Below are 15,473 nucleotides of genomic sequence, written 5' to 3' on the forward strand. Positions count from 1 at the left end.
CATGCTGAAAACGAGTAGCAAAGCCCGTGGTTGGATCATTCTTGCGGCGGTGCTGTGGTTGGTGATCCTGATCGGGATCATCTTCATTCCGCAGTCCCGTGGCTCGAACGCTGTGGACGAGGTGAAGCCGACGAACTCGCTGACGCGTGCGTTGCTGCAGACCCGTCCGGGCGGTGACGTGGTTGCCGCGCAGCTCGTTGACCCGTCCAGGGTGTACGACGCAAACGAATACATGGGGTACACCACGCTGTGCCCAGGCGAGCCGGAGGAGCTGGTGAAGGCGAAGAAGGAAGCCTTCGCGCTGACGGATGAGGATGTGGACCTCAACGGCGAGATGGGTTACGTGCTGCTGATCCCAGCGGAGGGTGAGACTGCCCTGATCGACCCGGTTGAGTTGAAGAAGGTCGACATCTGCACTGTTCCGCAGTCGGAGACTTTCCCGCTGAACACCGCAATGCCGTTCTACAACACGAAGGGCCAGTGGGCTCTGGGGATGGGCCAGTAATGCTGGTGCTCGCCCTCGACACGGCGACTACGGATTTGGTCGCAGGTGTCGTGGATACCGAGGCGGCGAAAACGCTTGCTGAGGCAACCGTTGCTACGCGTGCGCACAACGAGCAGCTTGTGCCGACAGTGCAGGTGCTTCTCGACGAAGCCTCGCTCACCTTCGCCGACCTCGACGCCATCGTTGTCGGTTGCGGGCCGGGCCCGTTTACCGGTTTGCGTGTCGGGATGGCCACCGCCTCTGCGCTTGGCCAGGCGCTTGGCATTCCGGTGCATGGGGTATGCACCCACGATGCGGTAGCGGTAGACCGCCAAGGCGATGTGCTTGTGGTGACCGACGCCCGCCGCCGCGAGGTGTACTGGGCCCGGTACAACGACGGTGCCCGTGTTGCAGGCCCCGAGGTATGTAAGCCGGCGGATCTGCCAGTGGAGCAGGTGGACGTGCTGAGCGTGCCCGACAACCTTGCAGAGCAGGTCACGGTCGTAGCAGGCACTATTGCGTACCATGCGCCGGCCCCGGCTGGGTTGGTTGCTGTGGCGGATCTGAGCGCCACCCCGGAGCCTCTCGTCCCGCTGTATTTGCGTCGGCCGGATGCGGTGCCACCGAAGCAAGCTCCGAAGTCGCCCGCGCTGCCGTGATGGAGTTCCGTGAACTGACAGTCGGCGATGCGGCCGCGGCGGCAGCGATAGAGGCTGTCCTGTTCGCCGGGGATAACCCGTGGTCGGAGGCAGCATTTCGTTCAGAGATTGCTGCGCCCCACACGTTTTACCTCGGTGCGTTTGAAGCAGGCCGGATGCTTGGGTACGCGGGGCTTGCAATGCTGGGCCCGCGCGACGACCCAGAGTTTGAAATCCACACCATCGGGGTGGACCTCGAACAGCAGGGCCGCGGCCTGGGCCGGGCGTTGATGGACCAGATGATGCACACCGCTGATCTCATGGATGGTCCGGTCTATCTTGAGGTGCGGGTGGATAACGAGCCCGCGATCGCGCTGTATAAACGTTTCGAGTTTTTCACCGCCGGCGTGCGGAAGAACTACTATCAGGCCTCCGGCATGGACGCGTACACCATGACGCGCCCGCGCAAGAGCGAAAGGGTGTAAGCAATGATTGTCCTCGGTATCGAGTCCTCCTGCGACGAGACTGGCGTAGGCATCATCAACCTTCATGACGACGGCACGATGGAAATCCTTGCCGACGTCGTCGCGTCCTCGATGGAACAGCACGCTCGCTTTGGTGGTGTGGTGCCGGAGATCGCCTCCCGTGCACACCTTGAGGCGATGCCGCAGGTGATGGAAAAGGCGCTGGCGGACGCTGGTATTGAGAAGCCAGATGCCGTAGCAGCCACGATCGGGCCCGGTCTTGCAGGCGCACTGCTGGTTGGCGCTTCCGCCGCGAAGGCATACGCCGCCGCCTGGGGCGTGCCCTTTTACGGCGTGAACCACCTTGGCGGCCACGTCGCTGTGGCCAACCTCGAGGGGGAAAGCTTGCCGCACTCGATTGCGCTGTTGGTCTCTGGCGGGCACACGCAGCTGCTCGAGGTTGACGCGGTGGGCAAGCCGATGAAGGAACTCGGCACCACACTCGACGACGCTGCTGGTGAGGCCTACGACAAGGTGGCCCGGCTTCTGGGGTTGGGCTATCCGGGTGGTCCGGTCGTCGACAAGTTAGCTGCGCAGGGGGATCCGAATGCGGTGCGTTTCCCTCGTGCGCTGTCGCGTGCGGAGGATCTACGCGGCGAACACCGCTACAACTTCTCGTTTTCTGGGCTGAAGACCGCGGTTGCGCGCCACGTTGAGGCCGCCGAGCGTGAGGGCCGCGTGATCTCGCTGGAGGACGTGTGCGCGTCCTTCCAGGAGGCAGTCTGCGACGTGCTTACCGCCAAGGCGATCATGGCCTGCGAGGACACCGGCGCGAACACCCTGCTGCTCGGCGGGGGTGTGGCGGCCAACAGTCGTCTTCGTGAACTCGCGCAGCAGCGTTGCGACGACCGCGGCATCGAACTGCGTGTGCCACGGTTCAAACTCTGCACCGACAACGGTGTGATGATCGCAGCGCTTGCGGGTCAGCTCATCCACGAAGGGGCCACGCCGTCTGATTTGGGCGTAGGCACGGACACGTCGCTCGAGGTAGAGGTTCCGCTCGTGTAATCGCTCGCCGAGCGAGGTCACCAGGGTGGGGCTATATTGAGCACCTGAACTGTATCCCGTGAAAGGAAATCCTCCGTGACCACCGAGCAATTTAGCCAAGAGCAGGCCGAACGCGAACGTTTCGGGCTGCTCGTCAACCCAGATCTGACGTACCGTCGCATCGTGTTCGATGAGGACTCTGCGCGCGAGATGCTCGGTGGCGGAACCGATGGAGTTGTGGAAGTGGCGTTTGACCGCGACGGCAACCGGTTCCACGCGATTTACCGGGTTGACGCTGGAATTGTCGGAGCGGAGCCGAACCCTGTTGCGTCCCTTGCGCGTAACACTGCAGAGACGGACACCCCGGAGTTTCTTACGGATCCCACCCGGTCGATCTGCGGGCCAGTGATCTTCGCGGCGCGCGGGGGCGGCAGCATCAGCGAAGGCACGGTCGAAGAGGTTGTCAACGCGATCCGTGCGGTGGAAAACTTCCGCAACGACAATCCCGAAGAGTTCGAGCTGTGGCGTAACGCGGTGAAAAACCGCTAAACGCCACCAGTGTTGTTGGCTGGCACTCTCACGGGTAGAGTGCCAAAGCAGGTTGTGTGAAGCACAGTTGTTCACCCGCGACGACGGCTGCGCCTCGTGAGACCTGAACTCTTAAATCATTCACCAATGAAAGGTTTTTGATCATGGCAAACGTCAACATCAAGCCGCTGGAGGACAAGGTCCTCGTCCAGATCGCTGAGGCTGAAACCACCACCGCCTCCGGCCTGGTTATTCCGGATTCCGCTGCGGAAAAGCCGCAGGAAGCCGTCGTCATCGCTGTTGGCCCGGGTCGTCTGGACGACAACGGCAACCGCATCGCCGTGGACGTGAAGGAAGGCGACACGGTTATCTTCTCCAAGTATGGCGGTACCGAGCTGAAGTACGGCGGCGAGGAGTTCCTCCTGCTGTCCGCTCGTGACCTGCTGGCCGTCGTCGAGAAGTAAGTAAAACGCTATGGCAAAACTCATCGCATTTGATCAGGAAGCTCGCGAGGGCATCCAGCGCGGCGTGAACACGCTCGCCGACGCGGTGAAGGTCACCCTCGGTCCCCGTGGCCGCAACGTTGTGCTTGCAAAGTCCTGGGGCGGCCCGACCGTCACCAACGACGGCGTGACCATCGCCCGCGACATTGACCTTGAGGATCCGTTTGAGAACCTCGGTGCGCAGCTGGTGAAGTCCGTCGCAGTCAAGACCAACGACATTGCAGGTGACGGCACCACCACCGCAACGCTGCTCGCCCAGGCGCTCGTCGCCGAAGGGCTGCGCAACGTGGCTGCTGGTGCGAACCCGATCGAGCTGAATAAGGGCATCAAGGCGGCAGCCGACAAGGTCGTCGAGGAGCTCAAGGCTCGCGCGACCGACGTGAAGTCGTCCGCTGAGATCGCCAACGTGGCCACCGTGTCCTCTCGCGACCCTGAGGTTGGTGAGATGGTCGCAGGTGCCATGGAGAAGGTGGGCAAGGACGGTGTGCTTACCGTCGAGGAGTCTCAGTCCATCGATTCCTACGTGGATCTGACTGAGGGTATTTCCTTTGACAAGGGCTTCCTCTCCCCGTACTTCATGACCGATCCGGATGCCGGCCAGGCCGTGCTTGAGGACGCCCGCGTGCTGCTCGTACGCGGCAAGATCTCCTCTCTGCCGGATTTCCTCCCGCTGCTTGAGCAGGTTGCATCGGAGTCGGTGCCGCTGTTCGTCGTGGCCGAGGACATCGAAGGCGAGGCGCTGCAGGCGCTCGTTGTCAACGCGATCCGCAAGGTGATCAAGGTCGTTGCTGTGAAGTCGCCGTACTTCGGCGAGCGCCGCAAGGCGTTCATGGATGACCTTGCTGTTGTCACCGACGCGACCGTCATCGACCCAGAGGTTGGCATCAACCTCAAGGACGCCACCCTGGACCACCTTGGCTCCGCACGCCGCGTAACCACGACGAAGGACGACACGGTCATCGTCGACGGTGCCGGCACGGCAGAGGCTGTCGAGGAGCGCCGCGAGCAGATCCGCCGCGAGATCGAAACCACGGATTCCACCTGGGACAAGGAAAAGGCCGAGGAGCGCTTGGCCAAGCTTTCCGGTGGTGTCGCGGTGCTGCGCGTCGGTGCAGCGACCGAGACCGAACAAAACGAGCGCAAGCTCCGCGTCGAGGACGCCATCAACGCTGCCCGCGCGGCAGCAGAGGAAGGCATCATCGCCGGCGGCGGCTCCGCACTGGTGCAGATTGCCAAGCAGCTTGAGGAGTTTGCTGAAGGCTTCGAAGGCGAGCAGAAGACCGGTGTGCTGGCAGTGGCACGTGCACTGTCCAAGCCGGCATTCTGGATCGCTGACAACGCGGGCCTCGACGGCGCTGTCGTCGTGTCCAAGGTTGCCGAGATGAACAACGGCGAGGGCTTCAACGCCGCCACGCTCGAGTACGGCAACCTCATCGACCAGGGCATCATCGACCCGGTGAAGGTGACCCACAACGCTGTGGTCAACGCCGCATCCGTGGCTCGCATGGTGCTGACCACGGAGGTATCCGTGGTGACCAAGCCGGCCGAAGAAGGCGAGGAAGGTCACGCACACGCCCACTAGGGTGTCGTCGATACGCTAAAACAGTGCCCCACTTCGGTAGGGCACTGTTTTTCTTTTGGCGTGATTCTTCTGTCGTGCGCTTACTTGACGGCGGCGACGTACTTCACGCTGCCAAGGCCGCGGCGCAGGGCAGTGGAGCGCTCAGATTCACTCATGCCGCCCCAGATGCCATAGGGCTCGGCCACGCGCAGGGCATGCTCGCGGCACTGGGTAAGCACCGGGCAGTTGAAGCAAATAGCCTTCGCTCGATTCTCACGCTGCGTGCGGGCGCGGCCCCGCTCACCCTCGGGGTGGTAGAAGATTTCCGAGGCTTCGCCTCGGCAGGCGCCGTGAAGCTGCCAATCCCAAAAGTCTGCATTGGGGCCGGGGAGTTGCTGTGGCAACGTCATGGTGTGAGATCTCCTTTGCCGTGGAAAACGCGATGTACACAACCAGCAGTGCAGTGTTCCGGCGGTGGGTGAACAAAGGGTTGCCGCGCGGTTACGGCACGGGTGTTTCTCGGACGTTCTTGTGAATAAAAGCGCAATTAGTAGGGAAAATGGCAAGAGTTAAAGGTTGGTGAATTCTTGAATACGCGTCGGTAACTCATATGGCGGGGGAATGAGTGTTTATAGTGTTTGCTTGTGATTGGCAATACCGGCGCGACAGCGGGTGACGAGGAAGATGAACTTGTCACCCTCGTTCCACGTGCCGCCGAAGGGGATGCGCGTGCTCTCCAGCGTGTGATTGCCATCGTCCATCCACGGGTGCTGCGCTACGCCAGGGCGCGCATTGGAGGCGGGCGCATGCCGACTGCGGAGGACGTCGCTCAGGAGATCTGCTTGGCGGTAGCGACGTCCATTGACCGCTACGTGGATACCGGGCGGCCGTTCATGGCGTTTGTGTACGGCATTGCGTTTAACAAGGTCGCCGATGCGCACCGCAGCCTGGTGCGTGACAAGACAACGCCTACTGAAGATGTCCCTGACCAGGAGGTTGTTGCGTTCACGCCGGAGGATGCAGCCGTTGTTGCAGACGGAAGTAACGAAGTTCGCGCATTACTCGATTCATTAAGTGATAAGGCTCGCGACATTGTGATTCTGAGAGTGTTTGTGGGCCTCTCGGCGGAAGAAACGGCAGAGGTAGTGGGCAGTACTCCAGGTGCGGTGCGTGTCGCGCAGCATAGGGCGCTGTCCAAGTTGCGTGAGCAGTTGGAAGGAGACCATTCAGGCCATGACGCGTGATTTTGGTGGCGGCGACTTTGGAGAAGAGTGCGTTCGCGACGATGCGTTTCTTGATGCGCTTTCGAGTGGTGTAGACCCCAGTGACGGCAGTGACCCACTGGCTGCGGCGCTGCTTGGACTAAAGCAGGACGTCGATCGCCCGATGCCAGCGGCTCCCACGGTGATCCCGGTTGCGCCGGTTGCATCGCTTGACGACGTCCGCGCGCGCCGCCGGACCGCCAACCCATGGGTCGCAGGTGTGGTCGGTGCTGCAGCTGCGTCTGTGGCTATCGTCGGCACTGGCGCTGCGGTGTATGGCACGCAGAGCTCGGCGAACGAAACCACGATGGTGGAGTTGGCAACCACGCTCGACGAGCTGGAGGCAGCGAACCAAAGCGGGGATATGGAGGCCGCCCGAAGCCTGCTTGAGCAGGCTAGGGGGCTTATGGCAGGTATCAAGATGCGTGAGGCGCGTAACGGTGAAGACGTAGTGCAACCAGCGCCACGCACGGTTACTGAAACCACGACTGTGGTGGAGGTCCATGAAGTTGAAGTTCCGCCGAGCGTGCAGCAGCCTGCGCCGGCGCCGGAGCAGAACCCTGCGCCTGCTCCGGAGAATGCGCAGCCGACGGCTGGGGCACCGGCACCGGGGTCGGATGCCGTGGCGCCTTCGAACGGGAGCTTGCCGCCGCGCCAGCCGCAGGAGCAACCGCGACCGACGGTGGTGGAGCCGTCCGATTCGCGCGAGCAAACTCCGATCCCAGGAGATCAGCCGCCAGCACGGCCGACGGTCCGCGATAATGTCCCGTCGAACCCAGTCGATTCTGCATCGCGGTACGCAGCAACGCCCGCGCCGGTAGTGCCGGGTGGAGCGGGCTCGTCGGAAAACTTCTAGCTAGCGTGCCTCGAGACCATCGAGGTAGCCCATCGCGTAATCCCACGGAACGTACGCAGTGACGTTCGGTTGCGCGCTGGGCTCATGCACCGGGGGAAGTTCCCCGTTGAGGGTGGCGATCATGTTTTGTTCCATGATCTCCCAGTCGTAGTAGTGCATTTGGTCGCAGTCCTCGCACAGGAAATGGATGCCCAAAATTCCGCGCGGCTTTAGCATGCGTTGTGCGTCGCGTACGTGTGCAAGGTCCTGGATGACGGCGACGCGCTCCTCAGGGGAGAGGGGCTCCACGATCTCATCGTCTTCGATGAACGACGCCGGATCGTTTGGGTCGTCCGCGAACGGGTCCAGCGGCATCATGTCGTCGTAATTCACGGTGCCCAGCCTATTAAGTGGCCGCTTGCTAGGCCAATCAGGGCGTCATCCCCGCATAGCCCCAGAGCTTGCGCGGCGTTATATCATTGCTGAAAACAATCGCGCGGGAGAGGAGAACATGTCGATGTCTGAGGCACGAGTATGGACGGGTGGCGACGATCCGAACAAGGTGGCGCTGAGGGGGCTGACGTTTGATGACGTGCTGCTGCTTCCGGCGGAGTCCCACATTGTTCCATCTGAGGTGAGCACCGAAGCCCAGTTCACCCGCAATATCCGTCTCGGCATGCCGATTATTTCGGCGGCGATGGACACAGTGACCGAATCCCGTATGGCGATCGCGATGGCGCGCCAGGGCGGTATCGGTGTGCTGCACCGTAACTTGAGCGCTCAGGACCAGGCGGAGCACGTCGATGTGGTCAAGCGCTCGGAATCCGGCATGGTGACTAACCCGGTTACCGCCACCCCCGATATGACCATCGCCGACGTCGATGCGCTGTGCGCCCGTTTCCGCATCTCGGGCCTTCCTGTAGTTGACGGTTCTGACCGTCTTGTTGGCATCATTACCAACCGCGACATGCGCTTCGAGCCGGACGCTCAGCGCAAGGTTGCAGAGGTCATGACCCCGATGCCGCTGGTTGTAGCGCAGGAGGGTGTGGACAAGAAGGAAGCGCTCGATCTGCTATCCGCCAACAAGGTGGAGAAACTTCCGATTGTGACCTCCGAAGGCAAGCTTGCCGGTCTGATCACGGTGAAGGACTTTGTCAAGAGCGAGCAGTACCCGAACGCCTCGAAGGATGAGAACGGCCGTCTACTTGTCGCTGCTGGCGTCGGTACCGGTGAGGACGCATTTGAGCGCGCTGGTCTGCTCGTTGAGGCGGGCGTAGACGCGCTCGTTGTCGACTCCGCGCACGCACACAACAACCGTGTACTTGAGATGGTCTCTCGTGTGAAGAAGGAATTCGGCGACCGCGTCGACGTTGTCGGTGGCAACTTGGCTACCCGTAGCGCTGCGAAGGCCATGATCGACGCTGGCGCAGACGCCATCAAGGTCGGTATCGGTCCGGGCTCTATCTGCACCACCCGCGTGGTTGCAGGTGTTGGTGCACCGCAGATTACCTCCATCCTCGAGGCGGCCGTGCCGGCGAAGGCTGCAGGTGTGCCGATCATTGCCGACGGTGGCATGCAGTTCTCTGGCGACGTGGCTAAGGCATTGGCTGCCGGCGCATCCACCGTCATGCTCGGCTCCATGTTGGCGGGCACGGCGGAAGCGCCAGGCGACATTGTTGTTGTCGGCGGCAAGCAGTACAAGCGTTACCGCGGCATGGGCTCCATGGGTGCAATGCAGGGCCGTGGACTGACTGGTGAGAAGCGTTCCTTCTCCAAGGACCGTTACTTCCAGGCGGATGTGGCAAGCGAGGACAAGCTCGTGCCGGAAGGCATTGAGGGGCGCGTGCCGTTCCGCGGTGACCTGGATTCCATCACCCACCAGATCGTTGGCGGTCTGCGTGCCGCGATGGGCTACACAGGCGCATCCACTATCGAGGAGCTGCAGACCAAGCAGTTCGTCCAGATCACCACCGCGGGCCTGCGTGAGTCCCACCCGCACGACATCACGCAGACCGTCGAGGCACCGAACTACCGCCAGTAGGAGAACCAGCACAACATGCGTGACTACGTGGAAATCGGCATTGGGCGCGAAGCCCGCAAGGCTTACGGCTTGAGTGATTTGTCGATCGTTCCGAAACGACGCACCCGCTCCTCGCAGGATGTGGACACCTCCTGGCATATTGATGCCTACACGTTCGATATCCCGCTTGCGTCCCACCCGACGGACGCGTTGGCAAGCCCTGAGTTTGTTATCGAGATGGGCAAGCAGGGTGGCCTCGGTGTGATTGACGCGGAAGGCCTGTGGGGCCGACACGCTGATCTGGAGGCTGCGGTGAAGAAGGTGGTGGACTCATGCGAGGACCCCTTTAACGTCGATACGGCTGAGAAGTACCAGGAGTTTGTCGAGGCAGGTGAGCGTGCCGTGCGCACCTTGCAGGAGTTGCACGCCGCAGAACTTGATCACGACTTGCTTTCGGAACGTATCGCCCAGGTGCGTGACTCTGGCGTGACTGTTGCGGTGCGCGTGAGCCCGCAGAACGTGCGCGAATTGGCGCCTGTAGTTATCGCCGCAGGTGCAGAAATCCTCTTCATTCAGGGGTCGATCGTGTCTGCAGAGCACGTGCAAAAAGGTGGGGAACCGTTGAACTTGAAAGAGTTCGTCGGTTCGCTCGACGTGCCGGTCATTGCCGGTGGTGTGTATGACTACACGACCGCGACCCACCTGATGCGCGCTGGCGTTGCTGGTGTCATTGTCGGTTCGGGCGATGCCGACACGGTGGTGAATGTCCCGATGGCTACCGCTATCGCAGATGTCGCGGCAGCACGTCGGGATTACCTCGATGAGACTGGTGGACGTTATGTCCACATTCTTGCGGATACCACTATTTGGGGGGCAGGCGAGATTGCTGCAGCCATCGCTTGTGGTGCAGATGCCGTTATGCTTGGCAACCCATTAACGAAGGCAACTGAGGCCGCTGCCGGTGGCGTGTATTGGGAAGCTCAGACAGCTCACCCACGTTTTCCGCGAGGTAGCGTGCGGAAGGAACCTGACTTCACTTCTTCGACGCCACTGGAGGTCGTGCTCTTCGGTCCATCGAGCGATCCGTGGGGTGCGAAGAATCTCATTGGTGGACTGAAAAGAATTATGGCGAAATGTGGCTATACTGGGATCAAAGCTTTCCAGAAAGCCGATTTGGCAATCCGTAACTAAGAACTGGATGAAATCGACCTATGTCTAGCCGTGTAACGATTCTTCGCGACGCCCCTGAGGGCCCATTCCACGAAGTTGATGTGAACGACATCTTCTTTTCGGTGACTGACGCCAAAGGTGTGATGACGCATGTGAACGATGTGTTCATCAAGTACGCGCAGTACTCCGCCGAAGAGATGATCGGTAAGCCGCACAACCTCATCCGTCATGAGGAGATGCCTGGTGCGGCGTTCAAACTCATGTGGGACACCATCGAGGAGGGCCGTCCTTTCGCCGCGTATGTGCGTAATAAGGCGAAGAGCGGCTCCGCGTACGACGTGTTTGCCACTGTTACGCCGCTGCCAAACGGCGGTTACCTGTCGGTGCGTACCCGTCCGATGACGGAGAACTTCGAAGCAGCCGCTGGTATTTACCAAGAAGCAAACATCGTTGAGCACGAGGCGAAGGCCAACGGTGTTGGCCGCCGCGAGCGTGCAGTGATGGGCGCGGAGAAGGTTACGGAGCTGCTGCCGGACTACGACGCATTCCTGCGCGAAGTCCTTCCTGCTGAGGTCCAGGCACGTGAGGATGCAGGCTTTACGCTTCCGGAAGGCTCCGGCGACATCTACGAGGCTGCCGTGACGCTCTACCGTGAACTCGACGAGTTCATGACGGTGCAGACCGCCATTAAGGACGCTGCTGAGGAGCTGCGCAAGGCCAGTGCGACGCTGGTCGAGGAAAACGCAGTGACCAACAACGTGAAGGCGGAGATGGAAAACGTGGTCACCGAGGGTGCATCGCGTACGCTGCTGCTCGCACCGCTGCAGGTGTGGGCGACGATGCGTGGCATTATCGACGAGAACGCGAGGACCCTCGAGGAGACCGCTCAGGAGCTCTACGCCAAGACGTCCAACGCACGTATGGCTATTGCTCTGGCTCGTCTGCACACCGCACAGACCGCACAGTTCTCCACGGAGGCTAACGTGCAGGAGTCGATGCAGCTTCTCGTCGACGCACTCGAGGCTGACGTCAAGCACATGGATGACGCCGTGTTCTTGCACTCGTCGTTCCGTCGCCGCGTGGAGCTGAAGGTTAACTCCATCACGGAGCTGACCAAGATTCCGCTCGAGATGATTCGTCGTTGGTCTGAGAACACCAACGACATGGGCGAAGAGGTCGCACCGCTGGTGGAGCAGGTGAACAAGGCAATGGCTGCTGCTGATGCCTCGATTAACCAGCTGCACCGCTCAGCTGAGCGCCTCGCACAGGCACCTTCGACGGAGAAGGTGCGCGAGGCTCTGGACAGCCTCAGCGCTGCGGTCCGTTAAACCTGACGTCGGAGTCGCTTGCCGGCGAGTGTCTGGTTGACGGAAGCACCGATAACCAAGGCAATCGCCGCAAGCTTCAGCGGGGAGGGATCCTGGCTGAGCACAAGCCATCCGACGAGTGCTGCAAACGCAGGCTCGAACGAGATGAGGATGGAAAATACCTGGGGGCGGAGTCGTCGCATAGCAATCAGTTCCAGTGATGTTGGGAGCAGCGACGCCAAGATTGCGGTACCAATTGCGAGGAGCAGCAGATTGGTATCGGAAACGATAACGAGTGCGCCTTCGAAACCGAAGGGCAACGTCACCAAACCACCAACTGCAAGAGCAACCGCGAGCCCACCTTGGCCGGCGATGAGGCGGCCAGTGCGCTTGTTGGCAAGGATATACACCGCCCAAGCAGCGCCTGCGATCAGGATGTAGAACACGCCGAGGCGGTCGAGCGGCTCACCGGAGAGCGAATCAACGCCAAGCAACGCCATACCTGTAAGCGCAAGCCCGACGGAGATGCCGTCGCGTACCGAACGGGACAACACCGCGGCGAGCAGCAGCGGGCCGAGGAATTGGATGGTTACCGCGGATGCGAGTGGCACAGTTGCAATACCGGCGTAGTAGAACCCGTTCATGCAGCCTAACGACACTCCGAGCACGATCGCTGCACCCCATTGTTCGGGGATCCAGCGCCAAAACGCTGGCCGTGAGATTGCAAGCAGGATGACGGAGGCGATGAGTAGTCGGAATGAACTCGTCGCCCAGGTTCCGGCATGGGGGAAAAGCTGCGTGGCAAGAGCGGCGCCAAGCTGCAGAAACAGGCAGGACCCAAGGATGCACAACACGGCGGTGCGGTCGGTATTGGGTTCAACCGGGGAGGGGGCACGCAATGTCATGCAGATCATTCTGGGGCGAAACGTCGAAGAATGGACAATATATTCGGATCTATATGCCATCAGCTAGTATTTGGGCCGTGACTACCGCTCAGAAACGCCCTGTTCTTGTCGTTGATTTTGGTGCGCAATACGCGCAGTTGATCGCCCGCCGTGTGCGCGAGGCGCATGTGTTCTCGGAGGTTGTGCCGTCGACTATTACGGCTGCGGAGGTTCGTGAGAAGAACCCGCAGGCGTTGGTGCTCTCCGGTGGGCCGTCGTCGGTGTACGCGGAGGGTGCCCCGCAGCTCGATCCGGAGATCTTTGAGCTGGGGCTGCCGATCTTTGGTATTTGCTATGGCTTCCAGGTGATGACGCAGGCGCTCGGCGGCAAGGTCGAGGAGACCGGTGCCCGCGAGTACGGCCGCACAGCGATGGCTGTCAAGGGTGGCGTGCTGCACGCTGGCCTGGATGAGCACCCGGTGTGGATGTCCCACGGCGATTCTGTGACGCAGGCGCCGGAGGGCTTTGAGGTCACTGCCTCGACCCCGGGTGCGCCGGTTGCTGCGTTTGAGAACGCGGAGCGCAAGTTTGCTGGTGTGCAGTACCACCCGGAGGTGATGCACTCGCCGCACGGTCAGGAGGTGCTGACCCGCTTCCTCACGGAGATTGCTGGTCTGGAGCAGAACTGGACGGCGTCGAATATTGCGCAGCAGCTTATCGACGATGTCCGTAACCAAGTCGGCGACGGCTACGCCATCTGCGGCCTGTCTGGCGGCGTGGATTCCGCCGTGGCGGCAGCGCTTGTACAGCGTGCCATCGGTGACCGTTTGACCTGTGTGTTCGTGGATCACGGTCTGCTACGTCAGGGTGAGCGCGAGCAGGTGGAGAAGGACTTCGTCGCCGCGACCGGAGCGAAGCTGGTCACTGTCGACGAGCGCAAGGCCTTCCTGGACAAGCTCGCTGGTGTGACCGAGCCGGAGGCCAAGCGTAAGGCGATCGGTGCGGAGTTCATCCGTTCCTTCGAGCGCGCCGTGGCTGGAATCCTGGCGGATTCCGGGGAGGACCAAACCGTCGATTACCTGGTGCAGGGCACCCTGTACCCGGATGTTGTGGAGTCCGGCGGCGGCACCGGTACCGCGAACATCAAGAGCCACCACAACGTCGGTGGCCTGCCGGATGACGTGGAGTTTGAGCTGGTCGAGCCGCTGCGCCTGCTGTTTAAGGACGAGGTTCGCGCGGTTGGCCGCGAGCTTGGCCTGCCTGAGGTGATTGTGAACCGCCAGCCGTTCCCGGGTCCGGGCCTGGGTATCCGCATCATCGGTGAGGTCACCGAGGAGCGCCTGGAAACCCTGCGCGCTGCTGATGCGATTGCTCGCGAGGAGCTGACCAAGGCTGGCCTGGATGACCAGATCTGGCAGTGCCCGGTCGTGCTGTTGGCCGATGTGCGTTCGGTTGGTGTGCAGGGCGATGGCCGCACTTACGGCCACCCGATCGTGCTGCGCCCGGTGGCCTCCGAGGACGCGATGACCGCGGACTGGGTGCGCATCCCGTACGAGACGCTCGAGGTGATCTCTACCCGCATCACCAACGAGGTGGCTGACGTCAACCGCGTGGTGCTGGACGTGACATCCAAGCCACCGGCCACCATCGAGTGGGAGTAAGTCAGTTTCCTTCGCCCGCGTCCTCGCGGGCGTAGTACGCGGACACGGATCCGACGCGCTGCGACACGTTGATCGTCAGTAGTGCGCTGTCTGTGTCCGCGTTTTGTCGTTCTTCGGGGCATGCGGCCTCGCCGATGTTCACCTTGCAGTTGATGTCGACGGGGACGTTTTCCGGCAGGATGATATCGGTGCTGCCGATGTTGTTCGCAATGTTGACCGTTTTCGGCTCACTCAGCGGTTCGAGATCGGTGAAGTCGATGTATGACTCGCCGATGAAGCCGCTGGTGCCCATTTGGTCTGGTAGCTCGTCGACGTCGTACACGGTGATGTACGCGCTGCCGAAGCGGCTGTAATTGCCAAGTCGCACTTCGCTGGTTACCCCCAGCGCAAACATCGTTGCCGTTGTTAGCACCAGTGTGACGGGGATCCACAGCCAGTAGCGCTTCTTTGGTTGCGCACGCTCCGGAGCCGGCTCGATAGGGTCCGGCAGGTGCCACAGCTCAGGTGCCGCGCCGAGTGGGTCCCATGCGGGTGGTTTCTGCCCGGGGTGTTCGTAACCTTCCGGCACGGTCAGGTGGGAGGTGTCCACAACAGGGCCTTTGCTTGTCTGCGACTCCACGCCCACCACGAGTCCCTCCGGTGCCTCTGGCTGGCGCTGGTAGGCGAGGTACCAGCCGAGCGCGAAGAGCGCGAAGGTAACCAAAACACCGCGCAGGTCGCTGGCAACAGCAACGGAGGGGAAGAAGATGACAAGCCCGAGGAGCAGCAGCCAGCCGGTGTCGCGCTCTTTCTTCTCTACCTTGGTCAGCTGCTCTTTCGGGGTGGCGATCGAAGTTGCTGGGGTGCGGGTCAGCCCGAAGCGGGGCATGTTGATCCAGCACAGCAAGTAAAGGAACAGGCCACCGCCGAAGGCGATTGACAATACGACGAACAGGACGCGGATGAGCGTTGGGTCGATTTGGTAGCGGGCGCCGATGCCTTCGCAGACACCGCCGACGACGGCCTTGCCGCCCTGGTCTTGTGGGATGCGGGGCGGGCGGGTCTCCCACATGCGCTTGAGTGTGTTGGTTTCCATGGCTTCTATTGTTGCGAGGCAACGCCGAGCGCGG

Annotated in this window: 17 protein-coding genes; 13 read left to right on the forward strand and 4 right to left on the reverse strand. The window is 61.6% G+C overall.

Annotated elements, in window-relative coordinates:
- The first annotated feature begins 1 nt into the window (after nucleotide 1).
- The 7 genes from HMPREF3145_RS08295 to groL all read left to right on the forward strand — a co-directional run bounded on the left by HMPREF3145_RS08295 (nucleotide 2) and on the right by groL (nucleotide 5,246).
- Nucleotides 2-505 (forward strand): hypothetical protein, encoded by a 504-nt coding sequence (locus tag HMPREF3145_RS08295; protein WP_070422765.1) that lies wholly within the window; start codon nucleotides 2-4, stop codon nucleotides 503-505.
- Nucleotides 505-1,143, forward strand: a complete 639-nt coding sequence (gene tsaB, locus HMPREF3145_RS08300) for a tRNA (adenosine(37)-N6)-threonylcarbamoyltransferase complex dimerization subunit type 1 TsaB (protein WP_070422766.1) — start codon at nucleotides 505-507, stop codon at nucleotides 1,141-1,143. Before HMPREF3145_RS08295 ends, tsaB begins: the two co-directional genes overlap by 1 nt.
- Nucleotides 1,143-1,607 carry a ribosomal protein S18-alanine N-acetyltransferase gene (rimI, locus tag HMPREF3145_RS08305; protein ID WP_070422767.1) on the forward strand — a complete coding sequence of 155 codons (465 nt, stop codon included), beginning with the start codon at nucleotides 1,143-1,145 and terminating at the stop codon, nucleotides 1,605-1,607. The genes tsaB and rimI overlap by 1 nt, the downstream gene beginning before the upstream one ends.
- Nucleotides 1,608-1,610: 3 nt before the next feature.
- Entirely contained in the window at nucleotides 1,611-2,654 is a 1,044-nt protein-coding gene (gene tsaD / locus HMPREF3145_RS08310) for a tRNA (adenosine(37)-N6)-threonylcarbamoyltransferase complex transferase subunit TsaD (RefSeq protein ID WP_070422768.1), read from the forward strand.
- Between the two features lie 75 nt (nucleotides 2,655-2,729).
- Nucleotides 2,730-3,182: a hypothetical protein gene (locus tag HMPREF3145_RS08315; protein ID WP_070422769.1), complete on the forward strand. Its 453-nt coding sequence runs from the start codon at nucleotides 2,730-2,732 to the stop codon at nucleotides 3,180-3,182.
- A gap of 143 nt (nucleotides 3,183-3,325) precedes the next feature.
- Nucleotides 3,326-3,625 (forward strand): co-chaperone GroES, encoded by a 300-nt coding sequence (gene groES / locus HMPREF3145_RS08320; RefSeq protein ID WP_070422770.1) that lies wholly within the window; start codon nucleotides 3,326-3,328, stop codon nucleotides 3,623-3,625.
- Between the two features lie 10 nt (nucleotides 3,626-3,635).
- Nucleotides 3,636-5,246, forward strand: a complete 1,611-nt coding sequence (gene groL / locus HMPREF3145_RS08325; protein WP_070422771.1) for a chaperonin GroEL — start codon at nucleotides 3,636-3,638, stop codon at nucleotides 5,244-5,246.
- An 80-nt stretch (nucleotides 5,247-5,326) separates the two neighbouring features.
- On the opposite strand, the gene HMPREF3145_RS08330 is transcribed toward groL, so the two are convergent.
- Nucleotides 5,327-5,635 carry a WhiB family transcriptional regulator gene (locus HMPREF3145_RS08330; RefSeq protein WP_070422772.1) on the reverse strand — a complete coding sequence of 103 codons (309 nt, stop codon included), beginning with the start codon at nucleotides 5,633-5,635 and terminating at the stop codon, nucleotides 5,327-5,329.
- Between the two features lie 234 nt (nucleotides 5,636-5,869).
- Here HMPREF3145_RS08330 and HMPREF3145_RS08335 point away from each other — a divergent pair, with 234 nt between their 5' ends.
- The gene (locus tag HMPREF3145_RS08335) at nucleotides 5,870-6,469 is read left to right on the forward strand and encodes a sigma-70 family RNA polymerase sigma factor (protein ID WP_224213064.1); all 600 of its coding nucleotides are present in this window, start codon (nucleotides 5,870-5,872) and stop codon (nucleotides 6,467-6,469) included.
- A complete protein-coding gene (locus HMPREF3145_RS08340; RefSeq protein WP_070422773.1) occupies nucleotides 6,459-7,343 on the forward strand; it encodes a hypothetical protein in 885 nt (294 codons plus the stop codon). The genes HMPREF3145_RS08335 and HMPREF3145_RS08340 overlap by 11 nt, the downstream gene beginning before the upstream one ends.
- Here the strand turns inward: HMPREF3145_RS08340 and HMPREF3145_RS08345 are convergent, their stop codons facing one another.
- Nucleotides 7,344-7,715, reverse strand: a complete 372-nt coding sequence (locus HMPREF3145_RS08345; protein ID WP_070422774.1) for a DUF5319 domain-containing protein — start codon at nucleotides 7,713-7,715, stop codon at nucleotides 7,344-7,346.
- Between the two features lie 124 nt (nucleotides 7,716-7,839).
- Between HMPREF3145_RS08345 and guaB the strand changes: the two genes are divergently transcribed.
- Genes guaB through HMPREF3145_RS08360 form a run of 3 tightly spaced genes read left to right on the forward strand, consistent with a single transcriptional unit; the run spans nucleotide 7,840 to nucleotide 11,840 of the window.
- A complete protein-coding gene (guaB, locus tag HMPREF3145_RS08350) occupies nucleotides 7,840-9,363 on the forward strand; it encodes an IMP dehydrogenase (RefSeq protein WP_070422775.1) in 1,524 nt (507 codons plus the stop codon).
- A 15-nt stretch (nucleotides 9,364-9,378) separates the two neighbouring features.
- Nucleotides 9,379-10,533, forward strand: coding sequence for a GuaB3 family IMP dehydrogenase-related protein (locus HMPREF3145_RS08355; RefSeq protein ID WP_070422776.1), 1,155 nt, complete (start codon nucleotides 9,379-9,381; stop codon nucleotides 10,531-10,533).
- Nucleotides 10,534-10,553: 20 nt separating this feature from the next.
- Nucleotides 10,554-11,840, forward strand: a complete 1,287-nt coding sequence (locus HMPREF3145_RS08360) for a PAS domain-containing protein (protein WP_070422777.1) — start codon at nucleotides 10,554-10,556, stop codon at nucleotides 11,838-11,840.
- Here the strand turns inward: HMPREF3145_RS08360 and HMPREF3145_RS08365 are convergent.
- Nucleotides 11,837-12,724 (reverse strand): EamA family transporter, encoded by an 888-nt coding sequence (locus HMPREF3145_RS08365; RefSeq protein WP_070422778.1) that lies wholly within the window; start codon nucleotides 12,722-12,724, stop codon nucleotides 11,837-11,839. The two genes, HMPREF3145_RS08360 and HMPREF3145_RS08365, sit on opposite strands and share 4 nt — an antisense overlap.
- A gap of 53 nt (nucleotides 12,725-12,777) precedes the next feature.
- Between HMPREF3145_RS08365 and guaA the strand changes: the two genes are divergently transcribed.
- Nucleotides 12,778-14,364: a glutamine-hydrolyzing GMP synthase gene (guaA, locus tag HMPREF3145_RS08370; protein WP_070422779.1), complete on the forward strand. Its 1,587-nt coding sequence runs from the start codon at nucleotides 12,778-12,780 to the stop codon at nucleotides 14,362-14,364.
- A gap of 1 nt (nucleotide 14,365) precedes the next feature.
- Here guaA and HMPREF3145_RS08375 read toward each other — a convergent pair whose 3' ends face one another.
- Nucleotides 14,366-15,439, reverse strand: a complete 1,074-nt coding sequence (locus HMPREF3145_RS08375) for a PspC domain-containing protein (RefSeq protein ID WP_070422780.1) — start codon at nucleotides 15,437-15,439, stop codon at nucleotides 14,366-14,368.
- Nucleotides 15,440-15,473 lie beyond the last annotated feature (34 nt).

Origin of the sequence: Corynebacterium sp. HMSC05C01, assembly GCF_001807155.1 — a bacterium.
Taxonomy (GTDB): Bacteria; Actinomycetota; Actinomycetes; order Mycobacteriales; family Mycobacteriaceae; genus Corynebacterium; species Corynebacterium coyleae.